This is a genomic window from Paenibacillus sp. J22FR83, assembly GCF_059691955.1.
In genome coordinates, this window is sequence record NZ_JCAUAM010000013.1 from 174,169 (window position 1) to 194,667 (window position 20,499).

General features: G+C 45.3%; 16 protein-coding genes. 1 reads left to right on the top strand and 15 read right to left on the bottom strand.

All coding sequences use genetic code 11. The features are described 5' to 3' along the window. Positions 1 to 68: 68 nt before the first annotated feature. The 13 genes from AC58PV_RS23620 to ybaK all read right to left on the bottom strand — a co-directional run bounded on the left by AC58PV_RS23620 (position 69) and on the right by ybaK (position 14,930). Positions 69 to 617 carry a dihydrofolate reductase family protein gene (locus AC58PV_RS23620; RefSeq protein ID WP_497434944.1) on the bottom strand — a complete coding sequence of 183 codons (549 nt, stop codon included), beginning with the start codon at positions 615 to 617 and terminating at the stop codon, positions 69 to 71. Between the two features lie 122 nt (positions 618 to 739). Continuing rightward, positions 740 to 901, bottom strand: a complete 162-nt coding sequence (locus AC58PV_RS23625) for a hypothetical protein (RefSeq protein WP_157265009.1) — start codon at positions 899 to 901, stop codon at positions 740 to 742. A 145-nt stretch (positions 902 to 1,046) separates the two neighbouring features. Next, positions 1,047 to 1,727, bottom strand: coding sequence for a serine/threonine protein kinase (locus tag AC58PV_RS23630; protein ID WP_497434946.1), 681 nt, complete (start codon positions 1,725 to 1,727; stop codon positions 1,047 to 1,049). Between the two features lie 211 nt (positions 1,728 to 1,938). Continuing rightward, positions 1,939 to 2,973, bottom strand: coding sequence for a zinc-dependent alcohol dehydrogenase (locus tag AC58PV_RS23635; RefSeq protein ID WP_497434947.1), 1,035 nt, complete (start codon positions 2,971 to 2,973; stop codon positions 1,939 to 1,941). Beyond that, positions 2,966 to 3,958: an SGNH/GDSL hydrolase family protein gene (locus AC58PV_RS23640; protein ID WP_497434948.1), complete on the bottom strand. Its 993-nt coding sequence runs from the start codon at positions 3,956 to 3,958 to the stop codon at positions 2,966 to 2,968. The genes AC58PV_RS23635 and AC58PV_RS23640 overlap by 8 nt, the downstream gene beginning before the upstream one ends. 4 nt (positions 3,959 to 3,962) lie before the next feature. Then, positions 3,963 to 5,378 (bottom strand): sulfatase family protein, encoded by a 1,416-nt coding sequence (locus AC58PV_RS23645; RefSeq protein ID WP_497434949.1) that lies wholly within the window; start codon positions 5,376 to 5,378, stop codon positions 3,963 to 3,965. Positions 5,379 to 5,428: 50 nt separating this feature from the next. After that, complete coding sequence (locus tag AC58PV_RS23650; protein ID WP_497434951.1) at positions 5,429 to 7,075, bottom strand: ABC transporter substrate-binding protein; 1,647 nt, start codon at positions 7,073 to 7,075, stop codon at positions 5,429 to 5,431. A gap of 14 nt (positions 7,076 to 7,089) precedes the next feature. Then, positions 7,090 to 7,983 carry a carbohydrate ABC transporter permease gene (locus AC58PV_RS23655; RefSeq protein ID WP_497434952.1) on the bottom strand — a complete coding sequence of 298 codons (894 nt, stop codon included), beginning with the start codon at positions 7,981 to 7,983 and terminating at the stop codon, positions 7,090 to 7,092. Between the two features lie 13 nt (positions 7,984 to 7,996). Then, positions 7,997 to 8,971 carry an ABC transporter permease gene (locus AC58PV_RS23660; RefSeq protein WP_497434953.1) on the bottom strand — a complete coding sequence of 325 codons (975 nt, stop codon included), beginning with the start codon at positions 8,969 to 8,971 and terminating at the stop codon, positions 7,997 to 7,999. Positions 8,972 to 9,067: 96 nt separating this feature from the next. Then, entirely contained in the window at positions 9,068 to 10,873 is a 1,806-nt protein-coding gene (locus AC58PV_RS23665; protein ID WP_497434954.1) for a cache domain-containing sensor histidine kinase, read from the bottom strand. Then, positions 10,873 to 11,895, bottom strand: coding sequence for a response regulator (locus tag AC58PV_RS23670; protein ID WP_497434956.1), 1,023 nt, complete (start codon positions 11,893 to 11,895; stop codon positions 10,873 to 10,875). Before AC58PV_RS23670 ends, AC58PV_RS23665 begins: the two co-directional genes overlap by 1 nt. A gap of 239 nt (positions 11,896 to 12,134) precedes the next feature. Next, positions 12,135 to 14,351, bottom strand: coding sequence for a glycosyl hydrolase family 95 catalytic domain-containing protein (locus AC58PV_RS23675; protein ID WP_497434957.1), 2,217 nt, complete (start codon positions 14,349 to 14,351; stop codon positions 12,135 to 12,137). Between the two features lie 105 nt (positions 14,352 to 14,456). Further along, the gene (ybaK, locus tag AC58PV_RS23680; protein ID WP_497434958.1) at positions 14,457 to 14,930 is read right to left on the bottom strand and encodes a Cys-tRNA(Pro) deacylase; all 474 of its coding nucleotides are present in this window, start codon (positions 14,928 to 14,930) and stop codon (positions 14,457 to 14,459) included. Positions 14,931 to 15,223: 293 nt separating this feature from the next. Here ybaK and AC58PV_RS23685 point away from each other — a divergent pair, with 293 nt between their 5' ends. After that, positions 15,224 to 16,288 (top strand): LLM class flavin-dependent oxidoreductase, encoded by a 1,065-nt coding sequence (locus tag AC58PV_RS23685; RefSeq protein WP_497434959.1) that lies wholly within the window; start codon positions 15,224 to 15,226, stop codon positions 16,286 to 16,288. Positions 16,289 to 16,495: 207 nt separating this feature from the next. Here AC58PV_RS23685 and AC58PV_RS23690 read toward each other — a convergent pair whose 3' ends face one another. Beyond that, entirely contained in the window at positions 16,496 to 19,720 is a 3,225-nt protein-coding gene (locus tag AC58PV_RS23690) for an ATP-binding protein (protein ID WP_497434961.1), read from the bottom strand. Next, complete coding sequence (locus AC58PV_RS23695) at positions 19,717 to 20,388, bottom strand: response regulator transcription factor (RefSeq protein WP_497434962.1); 672 nt, start codon at positions 20,386 to 20,388, stop codon at positions 19,717 to 19,719. The genes AC58PV_RS23690 and AC58PV_RS23695 overlap by 4 nt, the downstream gene beginning before the upstream one ends. Positions 20,389 to 20,499: the final 111 nt, after the last annotated feature.

The window sequence follows — 20,499 nt, forward strand, 5'->3', positions numbered from 1 at the left end:
TAATTGAATTTTATCATGTTATCATGAATGAATCCAAAAAGGGCTGCCATTTGGCAGCCCCAATCAAATTATCTCAATTGATAGACCAGTTGCACAACACCGGAAGCGAAAGTTCTTGTCTTCACTAATTCTAAATTCAATCTCTGTTTAATATCAGCAAACAACGGTTTACCTTCGCCCAAAATTACGGGGTGAACTGATAATCTAAATTCATCAATAAGCCCCAATTGGATAAAAGTTGTAATGAGACTCCCTCCGCCATAGAGCCAAATGTCTTTTCCTGATGTATTCTTTAATTTCGTTACTTCTTCAGTAATATGATCATGGATGTAAATTGCTTTATCATCAGGGGCTCGTTGCGTTCTTGAAAAGACATACTTTTCTTTACTATGAACTAAGTTCCACATTTCGTTATCGGCATCAGTTTGTTCCATCCCAGGTGTGAATTGTCCCCATAAATCATAGCTCTTTCTACCGTACAAGATGGTATCAATTTGATGCAAGAAATCAATAAACCCCATGTCAGGGTCCATGATGCACCAATCAACTTCTCCATTTTTCCCTTCAATAAATCCATCTAACGTTACAGCTAAATCTAATATTATTTTTCGTTTCAAGAGTTGTTGCTCCCTTCGTTGATCTACCACTTAGTATAGACCTCGAATATGTCATCTAATGTCATAATAAAAAGCCGCGTTGCACGCGGCTTTGTTTGAGTTATTGTTCTTTCCGTTTTTTGTTAAGATTTCTTAATGGTAAAGAATCCAAACCGTTCAATTTCTTCAAGAGCCTTACGTCCAAAGGATTCTACAAGCTCGTCGGCGAGGATTTTAGTCCCCCCTAATGTTAGCCCGTCCCAGCGTACAATTCGTCCGTCTTTAACCAAAAAATAATCATCCATATTATTACCTCCCGAATTAATGGTTTGGATATCACAGAGAGCTTGGAAAGGCAGAGCACAAAGTTGCCCTATCCATATATTAGCACATTCTCTCATTGGAAACATCTTCATCCTACATAGAACACTTTTTCTCAGAAGCCATTTGTTATTTGCGTTCCCCTAGAAAAAGCCGACTCACTCGTTTCGAAAAGTCTTCAATCCGAAAATTTGCAGTATCGATACGGTTATACCAATTCGTTATCGTTTCCAAGATCCACAATGGCACTTGGACATCGTTAAGAAGATGATAAAAATGCGTGTATGCCCACACTAAGTGCTCCCATCGATTGTCGCTGCCTTCTTTGACATACTCCGAGACATCAAGAACTTTGCCTCTACCTTCGTGCAAGAGAACGTTTTTCAAATGAATGTCCCTTGGGTTCAGTCCCTGACCTCGAACGAACTCGCGAGCTTCCTCTATATCTTTAATGGCTTGCGTTGGAACTGAAATTCCGTGCAGAAGACAATCGAATAAAGTAACACCCCTTTCATAACTTAATACCAAATAATTAGGTCCGGTTCCGTAACAACGGGGGAAATACTGTGATCCCGTTAAACGTTCGTATATACCTGCTTCCACATCCTTTTTCTCCAAAGCTTTATCCGAGTAAACTTTATATGCATAATCAGGTGTGTATGCGCAATAAAATACCGCTGCATCTGTCCCAATGCCTAGACAACGCAAATCTTCGGAATGCCGAATGACGGAAACAGGTTTATTGTTCTCATAACCAACAATCTCAACATCCTTCAAAGCTTCCTCAGCTTGTTTCCAATCTAGAATCATGTACATCTTCTCCTAGTTGTTGATTCGATTCGAGATTCACGGCTCAACGTTAGACTACGTTTGAAATTTTTTACAACTTAATACGTTTTTAAAATGTGAAAGTTTCATTCTCGAGTATTGATCATTTGCCAGAATAATGAAAAAGGACTGCCGAATGTGCCGGCAGCCCGTTGCATGATTATCATTGTTGTTTTCTTAAAGAATAACATCATTAACCATTGGTTTCGCAATCAATCATGACATGAATCGTGTTCCCTTTATGCTCGTTGCGCAGCTTAAACGCTTCGGCAATGTTGCTCAAATGAACGACATGGGTAATCATTTCTTCCGTATTAACTAACCCATCCAGAACAAGCTGGAGCCCTCTATCAAAATAATGGCGATTATCAATATCTCGCTTCGGTTCGGTGGATAAGATATCGAGTCTCTTCTTATGAACTTTGAAGAAATCGACCGGCTTATGGCATGTCCCAATACACCCGTACATGACAATACGGCCATTCTGGGAAGCCGCATCGATCGCATCAACCATCCCATCCCCTTCAAGCAAGCATGGAATGACGACATCGAAGCCATCCGGGAAGTCTTTGCCTACAATATCCATCGTATTCGTGTCCGACGAGGGTAGCTTGTATGTGTGCGTTGCACCGTACTTACGGGCTAGTTCCAACTTCTCATCGAACAGATCCGTTACGACAAGGTTACGTGGACTATACAAGCTTACGATCTGCGTCATCACTAGTCCACTAACGCCTTGTCCCGTAATTAAGACATTTTTGTGGGGTGAAATATCGCCAAGCTCTGCCGCATGAATAATGCCAGGAAGCACTTCAATGAGCGAACCTTCAATGAGCGGCAGCGACTGTGGCAAGACTTTGACGGAAAAAGGCGTACAGCATACATATTCCGCAAAGGCCCCCCATATATAGCGCAAGGCAACCGGGTCTCCCACCTTTAATCCGATCACGTTGGGTCCTACTTTATCGATAACCCCAGCAACTTCATGACCAAGCCGTGTTGGATAGGAGACAAATTCCGGCTCTCGAGCGCCACGGAAAACTTCCACATCGCTCCCGCATATGCCAACCCATTTGACTTTTACGCGTACTTCCCCTTCAGCAGGCTCGGGAATTAGAGCTCGCTTTAACACAATATTCCCAATCTCTTCCACCACCGCACATAACTGCGTACCCTCGCCATCATACTCAACAAGTTGCATGGGTGGAACCGACATTTTTCTAACCATACGTATGACTCCTATCACTTAATGTATTGAGCATCCGCTCCGACATAATTTTGTAGCCTTCCGCGCTCGGATGAAGGTTGTCTGGGAGATGGTTTATATACGATTCACCCATAATGTCCAACCCGTTCACATACGTAAGATTCGTATCCCCATTAGACGTCAGGATGTTCACCGCTTCTTGAATCTCTTGCCTCATGATGACCAGATTCATTCCTACTACGTTCGTATCCTTTTCCCTGTGAGGGCAATAGATAGGAGATATTACAAAGATTGGCGTATCCTCATGCTTTTCTCGAATAATCGAAACCATGCCAATGATGGCAGAACGAAATGTTCGGAGATTTAACGAATTGCCACCCATAACATTGATGCCGAGGCACAAGGAAATGATGTCGGCTGGCAAGTCCCGAATAACGCGTGCAACCAGGGGTTCCACATGACACTGTCCAGCAAACCCCAAGCAGGTGAGGTCCCACCCTTTGTGACGCGCAACGAGTGCCGGCCATGTTTGAGCGGGACTCTCCGCTGTGCTGCATTGTGTGATGGAGCTGCCGTATGTAATCCACCGTGGTTGATTGTTAGGTGCAGGCACAGCTGATGCCCCAACTTCAACCTTTAAGGTTTTCACGTTGACGGCAGCATTTTGCGTAAAATAGATCTCAACCCGTTTCAACCTGTCAGGTAAGTTCGTAAAATAACATTTCTCATCCCCTGCAAGAAGGATCACGGTTTCGTTTAACGCACCTTCGACAACAAGATCGAATTGTCTATCTTGATCTGATCTAGCTACATGCAGCTCCAAACAAGTAGTGTCAGTTAGAAATGCTAATCTAACCCCTGCTGTATCCTCTGCTCTTTGCACGACTTGAGACGCAAATAAGTTAAGTTGTTCGTGTGGTAAACGCCATGGTCGGATGCCGATTTCATTCATTTCTAAGGAAACGGCACCTCGAAACCAAGCGCTGTTGAGTTCAATGGTTTGCATGATGTCATTCACCTTCCATCCCCACGCTAACAGGAATTACGAGCTTATCTTGTAAAATATCCCCGCTTGCCTGCATCCATGCAGTAAGTTCCGATGCAAGTCGCTCGATATTCTCAATCTGCGAAGGATCCCCTGACAAATCATTCATTTCCCATGGGTCATTCAGCAGATCAAATAACTGGATACGCTCCGTCCCTGTGTTCGTGATAGGTGAACAAAAATAGCGAATCAACTTCCACCGACCATCGGTTACCATCCGCTGCAAATCTCGATACACAGTGGCAACCGTACCACGGACGCCATCGCTCTCTCCGCGTATGTTCGTATGCAACGAGATACCTTCGGTTTCCTCTGGCAACTCGACATCGCATAGCCCGGCAACCGTCGGGAAAATATCGATATTGCTGGCCAGTGCTTGCAGTTGCTTGCCTGTTGGAACACCCGGACCTCGGAAAATAAGCGGGATTCGCACGCTATGTTCGTAAAGGTTTTGTTTGCCCATCAACCCATGTTGTCCAACAGCCAAGCCATGATCCGCAGTATACACGATCAGTGTGTTGTCATAGATCCCCTTGGCCTTCAGCGCTTCGATGACTCTGCCAATTTGGGCGTCCAAGTGGGTTATCATGCCGTAATAATCGGCCATATGCTGCCGAATTTCGTCCTTTTCCCTCGGCCATCCTGCAAGCTTCTCGTCGCGTACAACCATATCCCCTGTATCGAAGGGATGCTCCGGCGCAAAGTTCGGAGGCAGCGTAATGTCTGACTTCTTGTACATACTCGCATATGGCTCAGGCGCGATACGTGGATCATGAGGGGCTGTATAAGCGACATAGAGGAAAAATGGCTTGTTCGTTTGATAATCCTCAATGAAGTTGAGTGCTGCATTGGAAAATAACTCCGTCGAGAACGTATGTTCCATATACTCGTTTTCCTTCGGATACACACCGGTTGCGTCATAATCAAACACAGGAACCTGGTTATGATCGCTCATCCCGTGAAAATGCAGCTTAGCTCCCCCTTCGAAACTCCGGGTGAGACTTGCCTTATCGTTATGCCATTTGCCGACCGCATGTGTGTGATATCCGGCATTGCGCATCGTCTCTGCCATAAGACGAACATCCGAGCGAATTACGCTCGAATGTTCTCGGTTCGTCATATCCTTGCCGATCGTCGCTCGGAAGAGCGGAATGCCGGTATGGACGCATGCTCTGCTCGGCGCACAAACCGCTCCCGTGAGGGCACCGAATATGTGCGTATTCCGACATGCTGTCCCACTGTTAACCAGCGAATCCAATACGGGTGTCTGAACAGCTTCATTGCCGAAAGCTCCGATAGCTTCACCGCGATGATCGTCTGCAATGAGGAATACGACATGGGGTCGTTTCGGTAAATCCGTTAGATCTATCTCTTCTTTCATGTTAAACACTCACTCCTATGCGACATCATTCAGTATGATGAGGATGTCTTCTATTTCTTGGCTTTGAATTGGTCATACGCCTGCTGATAAATTTCCAAATAGCGCTTAATGTTCATTTTATCCAACGTGCTCAAGTAGTTGTTCCATTCCTTCTCAACATCCAATGAGCCTGTAACCGTTTTGGCGAAAAACTCAGTTCTGTAATCGGTCAAGGTCTTTTCTAGCGTAGAAAGCTCCTCAGCTTGTTCGTTGGTGAAGAACAGTGGCGGTACAATTTTGCTCGGATTCGTTCCGAATGGTTCATACTTTTTCGTTTCATTATAAAGAACGAGTTCAAGTGAGTTTTTCGGATCTGCCGCCACGCTTAAACGTAATTCGTTCGTTCTAAGGGATGGACCTGCCTGTGCCCAGTGGATATTTTGCAGTTTACCGAATGTGGCAATCGGTTTCCATACTGCTTGTTTCCCGTTAACAGCAAGCTCGCCTTGAGCTGGACGTACCCATTCCTGATCTGGGCGACCTTGTGTACTACGAAGCGTCGCTTCTTCTGAAAGCAGCAAATCAGCCATACGGAATGCGGCAGCCGGATTTTTCGCTTTATTCGTTACTACGTATTGACCAGCAGAAACGGCATAAGGATTGTAGGCTGTGGAACGAATGCCCGTAGGCCCTTTGAGCGGAGGAACGGAAACGTAATCTTTGAACCTTGCGTTATCCACATCGACAAATACCGTTTGATTTTGGGAAGCAATGGCACCAAGGATTGGAATTTCTGGATTCATCCCCATTTGTTTCAGCTGGTTTCTATCTTGCGTAAACGTTTGTGGAGAGATTAGGCCTTCCGTAAACAGTTTATTCAAGTACTTCAGGGATTCTTTCCACTCCGGCTGATTAAACGCAAGTTGAACCTTCCCGTCTTTTACAAAGCGCAGATTGAAATCCTTCTCAATAAAAGCACTAGGCAGGAATAAGTCTAAGGTCGAAGATGGTCCATTCGTTGCACCAACCAGCGGGATCTCATCTGCTTTCCCGTTTCCGTTAGGATCTTTTTCTTTGAAAGCTTTCAGTACTTGATAAAACTCTTCCGTCGTTTCCGGCATTTTTAATCCGAGCTTATCCAGCCATGGTTTATAAATCCACATTTTCTGACCAAGTGAACAATGATAGCAATCATTTACCTGTGGTACGGAATAGATTTTACCATCAGGCATCGTAATCATATCTTTGACATAGGTCACCTGTTCAAACATCTTTTTCATCTCAACACCGTATTTATCGATATAAGGATTGAGCGGAATGAATACGCCATCTTTTCCATAGATCGACTGCTGAACAGGTGTCACATTCATATTTAACAAAACGTCAGGATAATCACCACTTGCAAGTGAAACGTTGAGCTTCTCTGCAAATGTTTTTTCCGGAGCGACTTCCCAATCAATATGAATGTTCGTTTTCTCTTCCAGCCACTTCGTAAATTCGTTCGTTGCAAAATTTTCGACAATGCTGGACCCTTTAACCATCACTTTAAGTGTCGTCTTTTCTTTCGTGATTGGGAATTGGCCTGCTGGTGTTACTAGATCATCGACAATTGCCTCAGTCTGCTGAGCCGTCTCCTTCGAACCACTGTCTGAACATGCGCTTAGAAGTACTAAGGATGTCGCCGTGATGGCTACTAAAACTTTTAACCCTCTCTTCATGTAAAAACCTCCCTTTAGCCTTTTAATGAACCAATCATCATGCCTTTGACAAAATGCCTTTGTATGAATGGATAAATGATGAGCACGGGCAGCGTAGACACGACAATAAGGGAGAACTTCAACAACTCTCGCAAACCATCCCTTGCCGATTGATCAGCTATGTCGGTTATCATCGACGCGTCGACCTCGTTTTGCACCAAAATATCCCTTAACACCAATTGAATCGGATACAACTCCTGATGTTTCAAATAGAGCAATGCGTTAAAGTATTGGTTCCAATGCCCTACAGCGTAGAACAAGGAAATCACAGCTATGATTGGACCTGATAAAGGGAGTACAATCTTTCGTACAAACGTAAAATCACTACAGCCATCCATCTGAGCTGCTTCAAGCAATTCTTCTGGAATGGTCGTTTGGAAATAGGTACGGGCAATAATCATATTCATGACACTTAACGCGCCAGGAATAATTAATGACCACCTGGTGTCGATCATCCCGAGCTCTTTTACAACCAAATAAGAAGGAATTAATCCGCCTGAAAACATCATCGTGAATACGAACAACGCCATGACGGCATTGCGTGGCATAAAGTCTTTCCGCGAAAGTGGATACGCCGCAATAAGTGTAAACAGGACATTAATCGTCGTTCCTACAACGGTATAAAAGACGGAATTCAAGAAGCTCGACATAATCAAACGATGTTTAAATACGGCTTCATATCCTGCAAGCGTCGGCTCCACAGGATACAACCAGACTTTACCAGAAATAACCGCAGTGGATGAACTGAAAGAAGCACTAACAATGTAAATCAGCGGATACAAAATTGTAATTGTAAAAATAAATAGAATCATGTAATTCAGTATTGTAAAAAGTCTGTCATCTGCACTCTCTCTAATACTTCCTCTCATTGACGTGCCTCCTTTACCACAGACTGGTTTGTCCTAATTGTCTAGCGATCCGATTGACGAGAACCAACAGGACTAAATTAATAACTGATTTAAACAATCCAATCGCAGATGAATAAGAATAATTAATTGCGGTCGAAGCCAATCCGACTTTATAGACAAACGTATCAATAACCTCGGATGAGCTCATATTCAGCGGATTCTGCAGGAGCAACACCTTTTCGAAACCGATATCCAGTACGTGCCCTGTGTTCATGATGAGCAGAATGACCGCTACCGGCATAATTCCCGGCAAGTCAACGTGCCACATACGCCGGATTTTATTGGCGCCATCGACTACTGCTGCTTCATGCAGTGAAGGATCGACGGCTGCAAGCGCTGCCAAGTAAATGATGCAGGAAAATCCGACATTTTGCCATATACCCGACCAAACAAAAACATGTGAAAACCATTCTGGAATGCCCATGAAATTAACGGTGGGTAGTCCGATAAATCTCATAATTTTCTGAACAAGGCCAACCCGAGGATCCATCATTTGTAGAATAATACCTACCATGACGACGACGGAAATAAAATGCGGTGCATAAGTAATCATTTGGACAGATTTCTTAAAGAAACGAGAATTAACGTAATTCAATGAAAGCGCTAGTATAATCGGGAAAGGAAACCCTGCAAACAAACTATAAATACTGAGCAAGACCGTATTTTTCATAATCCGTACGAATTCATAGGAGTGAAAAAAGCGATCGAAATGCTTCATGCCTACCCAATCACTGCCCCATACGCCTTTTGTCGGCAAATAATTTTTGAATGCAATCAGAGCGCCATACATCGGCACGTACTTGAAAATGATCAAATAAATAATCGGCAGTAGCATAAGCAGATATAGTTGCCAATGGTTAGATGCATTTTTCTTTAATCTAAATAAGTAATTTTCTTTTTTTACGACGCTTGTAGACAGTGTGTTACGCTTGCTAGCCGAAATGTCCATAAATCCCTCCCTATTTCGATGACCATGACTTCGTGTGTGTATTGTACTTCTGTCATAATCATACAAAAAGCAAGGTAGGGCGAGCATTGTGTTCATTTATACCGCTATGACTTTTTTTGCACTGGAAGTTGGCATGTGAATCGTAACTTTCGTGCCGACCCCCTGCTCACTTTGTACAGAAAGTCCATACTGCTGTCCAAATACCATTTGAATGCGATTGTGTACATTTACGAGACCGATGCTGCCTTCGAATGTAGGTTGTGTACCCACTAACTTCTCTTGCCTGCTGTTCATGAGCCGTGTATTTAATTGCAGTAGAGATTCCTCTCCGATACCGCAGCCATTATCTTGCACGACAACATAGAAATCCGAACCCTCCTTCCATGCGTCAATAATGATTGTGTGCTTATCCTCAATACCATAAGGAAACGCGTGCTTAAACACGTTCTCAACCAAGGGCTGCAGTGTCAAGCGAACCATACTGTCCAGCAAATAGTCCGTAGAGATTCGGACATCAATCTCGAATTCGCGTTGGTTGCGATACTTCATAATCGACATGAAATACAGAATGTGCTTAAGCTCATTGGCCACCGTAATCTCTTCCAAATCCGTGCGGATAGAATAGCGCAGCATATAGGAGAGCGAACGTACAATGTCTTTGATCTCGCTTGATTTCTGAATCACCGCATAGCAAATAATAATCTCTAATGTGTTGTACAAGAAATGCGGATTAATCTGTAATTGCAGCGATTGGAATTCGGCCTGCTGTCGTTTCATTAGATTATCCTGATTGCGCAGTTCAGTCTCATAAACCCTTTCAACAAGCTCCTCCAACCGAGAGACCATTGTATTGTAACTGATGATAAGTTGATCCATTTCATCCAAGCTCCCCGAGAGCGGAACTCGTGTCCACTGACCTTTGGCTGTCTGCCGCATCCCATTCTCCAGCAATCGAACTGGACGTATGATAGATCGACCGAATCCATATGCTAGGAATATCGCAAGAATTAACGTGACGACCCCTACGATTAGTGTAGTTTGCCGTAAATCGGAGATAGGCTGTCGCTGCTCGGAAGTGGACATACTGGCCACTAACGTCCAACCCGAGTAATCCGACTTGCGACTAAAGAACACTCTCCCCGGTTCTCCAGGCAATTTAAATACTTGATCCGTTTTCGCCTCAACCGTATTATAATGCTTACCATTAAGCTGCTTCCCAATTCGACTCGAATCCGGGTGATACAGTATTTTCCCACGATCGTTCACGATAAAAAAATAACCCGTATTCCCGAGTTTGATCCCCTTCCAAAGCGTGTTTAACTCTTCAATTTTGAGCTCAAAACCCATGATGCCTTTAAATTGAGAGGATGAGGTTCGATCCGCCAATTTACGAATGAGTGTAAGATGGCCGTCCAGAAATCCAGAATCTCGGATCGTCAGCTTCGCGTTAATCGTATCGTCCTCTTTCATCTGTTCCACATATTCCTCAAACCCTTTGTAGTTAAATGGAACAATATGGACGTTAAAATCCGTTGCTTTGAACCCGTTATAACCGACGATATAGGTCATGGATATTTCTGGATTATTAATGAGAACTGGTTGAAATACCCCTTTCATTGCGATCTCTGCTGAATAGAACCCCGCAGTTGAACGATTAGGAAGATCCAACGCTTCTTTCACAACAGGTGAAATCAGAATAGACAGCGTTGCTCGCTCGTAACTTTTCAGAAATAAATCGGTTTCATGCAGCACATTATCAACGATTTGTGTTAATAAACCATCATACTGATTCTCTAACTCGTTGGATGACCGCCAATAGACCGTGACCCCCACTGTCACTAAGGCCATTGTGATAATCACAACGAAGTACGTATAGACCTTGCGAACGAGTCTGCTTTTCATTACTTGATCCCGAGTAAACCGCGATATTCTGTGGGGGAAAGACCTGTTGCCTTTTTAAATACGCGCGTAAAATGTGGATAGCTTTCATAGCCGACCTCTGCTACGATGTCAATAATTTTGTAATGCGGCACGGCAAGCAGCTGTTTGGCACGATCGATTCGTTTGCGCATCCGGTGTTGCACGAAGGTCTCGTTCGTATGTTTCTTAAAATAATGACTGAAATAGGTCGGCGTTAATCCTAGCTTCCCTGCAACCTTATCGAGTGAAAGCTCCTCATCGAACAGATGCTCATCAATGAATTGAATTGCTGCTTCCAATACATCGATTCTCTCGTGGTTGCGATACTCGCTCAGACGCTGTATCCAGCACCGGATTTCAGCTTGAAACTTTTCATACGTAATCGAGTTAGCCATAATTTCCTCTGCAAATGGCTTCGCCTCCATTCTGTACGTCCCTCTCGCATTCAGTTTCTTATGAAGCAGTCTTACAGCATCAGATACACGCTGGTGTTGTTGGAGCTCCGTATCCATATCGAACAAAGCCAGCTTGCCCTCTTCGAGCAGTTCATCGACCCGAACCTTGTCCATGATCCAAATGGCTTCCTCTATATGATCAATCCACGCTTCAAAATGAGTAAAGGAAACAAGCGCAGCTTCCCGCATGGCAAGCATTTTATCCAAGACGGGGTACAACTCAATTTCTGTAATTGGCTTCAATAAATATTCCTGTACACCATACGACATACATTTCTGTGCATAGGCAAAATCGCCATATCCGGAAAGCACGACAACTTTGGATGGGAGCTTTAACCCCTGAATTTGTCGGCATAGCTCTAGACCATCCATTCGCGGCATTCGAATATCCGTCATCACAACGTCAGGAGGGTTAGCGATAATATGCGACAAGGCGGATTCACCATCCGTAAACGTCTTGATCTCACTAAACCTTCTGTATTCGTCAATCAGCATCTTAAGGCCAACTCCGATGATCGGTTCATCGTCAACAATACAGATTCTAGCCATTCCATCGCCCCCTCGTGTTTCAAAAAATGAAAACCTTCGATCGCCTCGACAAGAGGGCTATGCCTTTATTATGTTCTGATTCCCCTGCGTCTGGATACCCATCAAAACTGGAACAACATCATTAAAATCGAAACTGCCAACCTCTAATAAGGTGAATGGGTATGCAAAATAAAGACAGACCACCCGGCAAGATACCGAGTAGTCCATTCAAGTCCGATTTATAAAGCTGCACCTGGCATTTACTGAATGGGAAGCCCGTACAAGCGCCAAGGCTTGTTTCCGCCGAAATAACCACATAAGTGACTCTCTGCAGGCACAGGTGAGATTTCCCATACATGTCCATCAGCAACAGGTTGATCTGCGCTGTAAAGAACGGCTTCCTCACCTTTCTGCAAATCCAACTCGTATACGCCTTCGCCTAGAGATCGAAGTTGTACCGAAGAACTTGCAGACATCCGAACATTTCCCAGCAAATCGGTTCTCATGCGGCAAGGTTGTCCAGCCAAACTTTTTACTCGGATCCACAGAGTTGCCCCTTCGGATCGAGTCGCACTGATTTCAAATACGCCTTCGGTTCGCAAATTATGAAAGGCAACATCTTTCCATGCGGATGGAACGGCTGGGAAAACTCGAATCTCTTCACCCCAGCTTTGCAATAGCATGTCGTGGATAGCCTCAGCCCCTGCAAGCGGTGATTCAATGACTGGACCTGCTTCCCTGTACATCGTGTTCGGTTTTAGAAGATGGATCAACGTCTTCAAGTATTTGAGGGATTCGTCGCCTTCACCCATCGCTGCAGCAATGGATGCCGCCCCAGTAAACGTGAAGCCGCGCAAATCACCTTCGCGTGCAAACCAATGCCGAAGTGAGCGCATAATTAGCTCTCGCTCCTCGGGCGTATCTCCACTTATTAGATGAAGTGGGAAGATCGCCATTAAATGACTGAAATGCCGATGACCGAATTCCAGAGGCTGGCCGGCACCAATCATAAAGCCAGTCTCATCAACCGGCAGCGGTGTTAATTGCGCCAATGTTTCCTCCCAACGTGCAGATCCGGAGTCCTCTATATCAAGAATATTGCAAATCTGGAGTAATGTTTGGCAGCCCCAACGCAGCAAGGCAAGATCATAATGGGTATCAGACACGGTTAACTGCAAGAATGACCCATATTCAGGCGAGATCATTGGGGGTAGATGCAATTTGCCGTCTTCGCCGATTTCCAGCAGATGCAAATAGTATTGTACACTGCGTTTCAACAACGGAAACAACAGATCCTTTAGCATGGAAGTGTCCATCGTATGGCGGTAATGCCTCCATAAGTTATGGCATACCCACGTTAAGTTGCCTACCTCAGTGCCGACAGTTCCCGCTAAATCATAGCTCATACTTCGGCCCAATCCGGCTGAATCTTCGCGATATTGCTCAGGAACATTACGAATTAACTGCGCCATATTGTCTTGAAAAGCGCGAACGAGCGATTCGCCAAGTTCCAACCGACCGGATGTATAGACCGGTGAATAACTCATCTGTACATTCATGTTGAACCAAACGCCTGCCCATGGCGTAGTCGTGAGCCACGGCCCTTGGTTGTCCATGATCATCCCGTCAGATCGGGTTGCCGAGGCCAACTTGTACATTTGTATCCAATAGAAACTTTCTAGAATTGTATCCGGAATGGAAATAAAGCTTTGGCGATAGTAATCATGCCACCAGCGTCGGTGAACGTCCACCCATGCTTCCCAAGGCTGACTAGATGCAAGCCGAACATTTGATTCAATTCTTTGTTTCACCTGAGCATCGAAACCATTCCCTATGGAGAGCCAAAGCCGGCGCAGGTTTTGGCCCTCTTCGACCTGAGTCTCCATCCAGGCAGTCGTACAACCGCCGTCATAGTGAAACTGTTGTACGCCAACTGTCAACCCACCCTCATGCGCGTGCCGTTCGACTTCAGCTTTTGGAACGTATTGATTAAGATTGAAACCGTCGGCATTTTTCAATACATGGTCAACTTCGCTGAAAGCATGCCAGGTCATACGTGCGTCTTTCTCGCCTTCACTTGTTTCCAGTTCAACAGCTAGCACTTTATCTAGGCTGTGAACAAAAGCGCGGAGCTTTACTGTACCTAAAGTTGTCGTAATCTCTGCCCGCATCTCCGCATTCCACAAGTCAATCCGTATACTTGACGGTTGATAATACCATCCAGCAAGCTCCAGGTGCAATTCCCCAACTGGGACACGCGGTGGAAATCCTCCACCAGGTTTCTGCGCTGTGACATTTGTGCATCCCAGCACAAATCGCAGCACGTTGCGTTTCTCCCGATGCTCCTCACTATATATCATGGCTCCGATGAACCCGTTGCCTAGAAAAGCTCCCTCGTTCCACGAATTTGGCTTAACGGACCAAGTTAGATCATGTCTCGCCATAAATGATGGCCAGTCCACTAATGTCTTCAACATCAAAGCCACAACCTTTCACGCATGCTTCACATTCTATGTAAATATACAATTGTGCAGGTGGGCTTACATTGTGTTTATTTAATGAGATATGATTTTTTTTGCTTTTTAACTACTTGTTATATCCACGAGGGATGCCTCTGTTGCCATAAGTAAATCCTCACCGCTTAGAAAGATTTGTAGTCCGCGCTGTCCAGCGCTAATACTAACAAGATCCATGAGTTTAACAGAAATATCTATATAGATTGGGTATTTTTTCTTCATGCCAAGAGGTGATACCCCACCTCTGATATAACCAGTGAGTTGTAGAATTTCCTTGAGTGGAACCATTTCAACCTTTTTATTTCCGCTAACTGTAGCTAATCGTTTGAGATTAAGCTCACAATCACCAGGAATAGAAGCTGCCATCACACCTGTTTTATCGCCTTGAACAATTAACGTTTTAAAAATCTGATTCGTTCGAATACCCACCTTCTCTGCTACAGTGTGAGCATCTAATTCATTCTCATCCCATTCATATTGATGTAAAGTATAAGGAATTTTAAGTACATCTAATTTTCGACACGCATTTGTTTTCATCATGGTCGCACCTTCCGTCTGTTGCTAACTCGCTAAAAATAGGATATATCACATGACAATTTGATCAGTTTTCACGCAAATAGTGCGTCTTCTTTTCGGGAAGTCTAAAGTTAGATAATTATACCACAATCGTAATCGTCCACTCCGCACAAAACTCCCAACATGCAATGCCTGCCAAACGGTGTTTGTCAAACCTGTGAGCTGAAAGTTTTCAATCTCGAATAATATGCTTACTTTTGTTGAGTTACATTAAAATTTATAGTATACTAGATATATCTTGAAAGGAGCGATTCATTATGTCCAATCATACAACTTCTACTTTTGAAATAGGAATAAGTACATTTCTTGAAGCAGCTCCCAGAGCTAATGGGATCACACATGCGGAAAGGCTCCGACAAGCTGTAGAAGAAATTAATTTGGCCGATCAAGTTGGCCTGGATGTCTACGCAATTGGCGAACATCATCGAGCAGATTATGCGAGCTCTGCACCAGCTGTAATTCTGGCAGCAGCTGCTTCCACGACGAAGCGAATCCGACTTTCTAGCGCCGTGACGGTGTTATCATCCGATGATCCTGTCCGCGTGTATCAGGCATTTTCGACTTTGGACGGACTATCTAACGGACGGGCAGAAATTATGGCGGGTCGTGGTTCTTTCATCGAATCCTTTCCCCTCTTTGGATATGACTTGAACCATTATGACACCCTATTTGAGGAAAAATTAGAGCTGCTGCTCGCAATCCGCGAATCGGAGAAAGTAAGTTGGAAAGGCGGTCATCGTCCTGCCATCAAGAACTTAGGTGTCTATCCGCGAGCAGTACAAGAGCCATTACCTGTATGGATCGGTACTGGTGGAAATCCAGACTCCGCGATTCGCGCAGGGATACTAGGGTTGCCTGTTGTATTTGCCATTATTGGCGGCATGCCGGAGAGGTTCGCTTCGCTAGTCAACCTTTATAAAGAAGCCGCGGCTAAGGCGGGTCACGACGTGAGCAAACTGCAAATTGCGACGCATTCCCATGGCTTCATATCCGATACAAGTGAGAAAGCTGCCGACTTGTTCTACCCTGCAACTGAAGCAATGATGAACACCATCGGCCGTGAGCGCGGATGGGCGCCTTATACACGCGACACGTTCGATGCTGCACGCAGCCTTCGCGGCGCGCTCTACGTCGGCGATCCTGAATATGTTGCAGAGAAGATCATATTACTGCAAAAGAATCTCGGCATAACGCGCTTCCTGCTTCATGCAGATGTCAGCACCTTGCCGCATCATGAATTGCTGCGTACGATTGAGCTGCTCGGCACGAAAGTCGCACCGATCGTTCGCAAAGAGCTGGATCGTCAGGCAGCTCAAGGGTGAAGATATTAGGCATTGGCAGCACGAAATTGCTGGCAAGTGCAAAAGGGTCCCTTACACCATTTTATGGTGAGGGACCCTTTTTGGGGATTGTTGCGCCGCAGGAGGCGCCGGTTTCACCCGAGATAGTCGATTATTTCGACTATCTCCCCCCTCGTGGCGCTTCTGCTCTGAGCATAGTCGATACTCTCGACTATCTCCCCGCACCTTCTACTTGAATCCGACAACTGGTAATTCAATCATCAACATACATCCATGCATTCCCGGCTCCTCGTCGCCGGATATTCGAAGACTGCCCCCTAATTGTGTGATCCGCTCCATCATCGATTGCAGTCCGAAGCCCAGCGCAGTCGCTTCATAGCGCTCTCCGTCGTTCCACAGTGAGAAGATCAGCTTGTCATCCTCCTCATTTAGCTTAAACTCAAACCGCGTGCAACGACCATGGCGAATACCATTCGTGAGCCCTTCCTTGAGCGCGTGGTAGATCGCTTTTTTGTGCATAGAGCTAAGTGGCGGAAGCGGTGAAATGGCATGATCAACTTTCATGCCTGTAACTTCCTCTGTTTGCGCAAGCAGCTGCTTCAGTGCAGGTTCCAATTGAAAATCTGCGCCTTGTTGTTTCAAAGTACGGACGGATTCTCGAATATCGTCTAACCCCTTGCGGACTAGCTGCTGCGAAAGCGCTAGCTTCTCATTGCCGCGAGGATCACCTCGCTCGAGCAGCATTTTGGCAGCCTCCATTTGAACGATTGAAGTAGTTAGTGTGTGGCCAACATGGTCATGAATTTCTTGTGCAAGCAAATTCCGCTCTTCCATGAGCGTCAATTCGTTAAGTGTCTCCGCTGTTTCACGAACAGACTCACGAAGACGATTGGTCGTAAATTCTAATTCGGAAGTGCGCTCCTTGACCATGCGTTCCAGCTCCAAGGTGAAGCGTGACAGCTTCAATTGAATTCCAACGCGGGCCAGCAGCTCATGCCGGGTGAACGGCTTCACGATATAATCATTTGCGCCAGCATCGAAGCCTTCCAGCAAATCAACCAAGCGTCCTTTGGCGGTAAGTAGAATAATCGGCAATGTGCTTTCGTCATAGCGCTCTCGAAGGAGACGACAAATTTCATAGCCATTCCGATCCGGCAACAGCACATCTAGCAGCAAGAGATCAGGCACATTCTGCTCGATAAGTGCCAGTGCCTCTTGCCCATTCGCAGCCTTCAATAATCGTAGCGAGGATCCGCTCAAATAATTGTCCAGCACCTGGAGATTAACAGGTTCGTCATCCACAAGCAGCACCGTGGCTGAAGGCAACGCGTTTCGCATCCCTGGTGCAGCGAACTTCCCTGCCTCATTCGGCGTCCACTCCGCAGTAGCTGCTGCAGCAGCCTCCCAGGCGGGTTGCGAATCAAGTACCGGTAACAAGTAGCTATCCTCAGACACCGAAACTTCCGCCTCTTCGTGCCAAATTGGAATCGTAAAGCTGGCTGTTGTTCCGCTCCCCTCCGCAGCATCTAACTGAAACTGCCCGCCGTGCATCGTGATCAATTTATGAGAAATCGTTAAACCGAGTCCAGTCCCACCTCTTCTAGCGCCAGATTCTGCCTGTTCAAATGGTGAAAGAACGGTTTGCAGTTTGGACTTAGGGATCCCAATGCCTGTATCCCTGATGGTAACCTCGACAAACTCCCCTACTCGTTTCGCGGTTACACGTACCTCACCAGAATCCGTGAATTTCACAGCGTTTCCGATCAAATTGTACAGTATTTGCTGCAACCGATTAACGTCCGCACGTACGAGCGGCAGATCATCTGGAAAACTTTTTACAAGCTGAATACCTTTCGTGGCCGCTTGCGGCTCAAAAGCAGCTAAGACAAGCGAAACTGTGTCCGGCAATGGCAGGGAAACCAAGTCTAACGCGAGATCCTGATGGTTAAGTTTCGATAAATCGAGCAAATCATGAATGAGTCTAGACAAGCGTTTACCGCTGTTCACAACGAGTTCTAAGTTGGCCTGAACTTTAGGATGCAGCGCGCCAGCAACACCATCGAGCAATGATTCCGTTAGTCCGATAATTCCCTGTAGCGGCGTACGCAGTTCATGTGACGTATTGGCTAGGAAGTCATCCTTCAGACGATCGAGCTCATGAAGTCGGCTATTCTGAGCCTGTAAGCGCTCGGAAATAACTTGATTTTGCACAAAAACGCTGCGCAATCTTGTAATAAAAACCATACCAAGGGATAAGACAAAAATGAAAACGCCGAAAATGCCAATATTTTCAATCCAGTAAATATAATAATAGGGCGCATGCTCATTGGCGAATTTGCCGAAGAGCGGGAAGAAATAGGTAGCGTAATTCAAACATAATCCTAACGTAATCGCACCTATCCCCATGACAAGCCAGGCCGCTTCGCCATCCCGCTGTTTATGGTAAATACGCATTAAAGGAATGGCAAGAAATGGAATAATAATCGCGAGTACAACAAGGTAAATATGGATAAAACGCGAAACCCAAGGTTCATATAGATAAGCAACTACTATACAAGCCAGAGCAAAAAGTATTAACAAATAACGGCTTTTCCTGAATCGATTATGAAGTCTGGCATCTGTTAACCTTTCAAAAATACCGACAACGGCAACCATGCCCACCGGAATACAGACGCTATAATAATAGGTGATATGCGACCAATCGCCATAGATCTGCAACGTATAGGTAAGTGCTACGCAAGCAAATGCACAAGTAAAATTTAACAGTGAGAAATACGCATACAGTACATCTCGGTGCATGATGAAGACACCAAAGGAAACCACACTCAGAAATAAAAAACACGCGATAAGTGCCCATTTTATCGTATCTATCCGAATTAACTCGATTAGATTGTCCTCAGCTTCTACAATTCGCATAGGCAGATACATGCCCATAGCCGAAGCTCCGTAGGAAGTTCCGTCAGGAATAATCCGCACCTGCAGCCATTTGCCGGTAACATCATCTGGCAGTGGTACTTGCTTCCAGATGAAGATGGATTTCGTCCTAGTCTCTTGGTGATCTGCATTCACAGAGGCAATTTTGTGATCATCCACGAAGACTTCAAAAGACTTCGTATCTTGAATATTCAGCTGGGCATCACGCAGTGACGCAACACTGCTTGGAAGGCGAACACGAACCCAGAATTCGGCCTTGTTAGCTTGCCCTTGTGGGGTCGAGGCTAGCTGCAAATAGGAATTCCAATCGGATTCCGTATCTTGCAGCTGGTCATTCACAATCGGCAGCTTGCCTAAGTGCGCCTCCCATTTGCTCATGCCAGGCAGTACTTTCGGTGGTAGCACTTGCAGCTTGGAGAATCCGTCATTCACAAAGTAAGTAGCGCCAACTGAGCAAAGTATAATCAATGCCAAGAATAACACGACGCCAGTAAAACGGTTCGGTGAACGCCTACTCAAGTATCTCCACCGCCTAATAATTGGCGTAACGTAAGTATGGCCACAGTCCGGTCATTCGTACCGATTTTGGCATAAATAGCGCTCACATAGTTCTTAATCGTACCTTCACTCATGAACATCCCTGCTGCAATTTCCCGATTTGTTTTACCCTCTAGCATCCAACGCGCGACTTCAAGTTCCTTGTCGGATAAGGTGATGCCATCTGCAATCGCACGTACTGTATGCTTCATCCCTTGGATCGAAGCCGATGCGGAAGATAACCGTGCTGCTAATTTGCCCGCAATGACGGAAGGCAGCAGGAAATGGCCCAATACGGCATCGCGTATGGATTGCGCAAGCTTTTCACCAGGAATGTCCTTGAGTAGAAAGCCTGTAGCTCCTCCAGCAAGTGCCTCAATAATATAATCGTCATCGGCAAAAGTAGTAAGAATCATAACCACCGTTTCTGGATGCTCGGCTCGGATCTGCCGCGTGCACGCAATGCCATTCATTACAGGCATCTGAATATCCATCAGCACGACGTCCGGGGATAAAGTCTTAACAAGTTGAAGTGCCTCTGCACCGTCTTTTGCCATACCAACAACTTGGATATCTTCTTGCAGGCTGAGAATGGTTTGCAACCCATCCCGCATTAATGTTTGATCATCGGCAATTACTACTGATATCACTGGATCTTCTCCCCGCCCTGTTGAAATCTAGCTTCTTATCGAGTGAACCATACAACGCCATTTTTTTCAATGAAAAGGTTGTATACCTGATCTTTGAGAAAAAACCGTCAA

Bases quoted from the DNA above. Each gene is read 5' to 3' on its own strand.
- AC58PV_RS23625 (WP_157265009.1), bottom strand. From the start codon at position 901: ATGGATGATTATTTTTTGGTTAAAGACGGACGAATTGTACGCTGGGAC.
- AC58PV_RS23630 (WP_497434946.1), bottom strand. From the start codon at position 1,727: ATGATTCTAGATTGGAAACAAGCTGAGGAAGCTTTGAAGGATGTTGAG.
- AC58PV_RS23635 (WP_497434947.1), bottom strand. From the start codon at position 2,973: ATGGTTAGAAAAATGTCGGTTCCACCCATGCAACTTGTTGAGTATGAT.
- AC58PV_RS23640 (WP_497434948.1), bottom strand. From the start codon at position 3,958: ATGCAAACCATTGAACTCAACAGCGCTTGGTTTCGAGGTGCCGTTTCC.
- AC58PV_RS23645 (WP_497434949.1), bottom strand. From the start codon at position 5,378: ATGAAAGAAGAGATAGATCTAACGGATTTACCGAAACGACCCCATGTC.
- AC58PV_RS23650 (WP_497434951.1), bottom strand. From the start codon at position 7,075: ATGAAGAGAGGGTTAAAAGTTTTAGTAGCCATCACGGCGACATCCTTA.
- AC58PV_RS23655 (WP_497434952.1), bottom strand. From the start codon at position 7,983: ATGAGAGGAAGTATTAGAGAGAGTGCAGATGACAGACTTTTTACAATA.
- AC58PV_RS23660 (WP_497434953.1), bottom strand. From the start codon at position 8,971: ATGGACATTTCGGCTAGCAAGCGTAACACACTGTCTACAAGCGTCGTA.
- AC58PV_RS23665 (WP_497434954.1), bottom strand. From the start codon at position 10,873: ATGAAAAGCAGACTCGTTCGCAAGGTCTATACGTACTTCGTTGTGATT.
- AC58PV_RS23670 (WP_497434956.1), bottom strand. From the start codon at position 11,895: ATGGCTAGAATCTGTATTGTTGACGATGAACCGATCATCGGAGTTGGC.
- AC58PV_RS23675 (WP_497434957.1), bottom strand. From the start codon at position 14,351: ATGTTGAAGACATTAGTGGACTGGCCATCATTTATGGCGAGACATGAT.
- ybaK (WP_497434958.1), bottom strand. From the start codon at position 14,930: ATGATGAAAACAAATGCGTGTCGAAAATTAGATGTACTTAAAATTCCT.
- AC58PV_RS23685 (WP_497434959.1), top strand. From the start codon at position 15,224: ATGTCCAATCATACAACTTCTACTTTTGAAATAGGAATAAGTACATTT.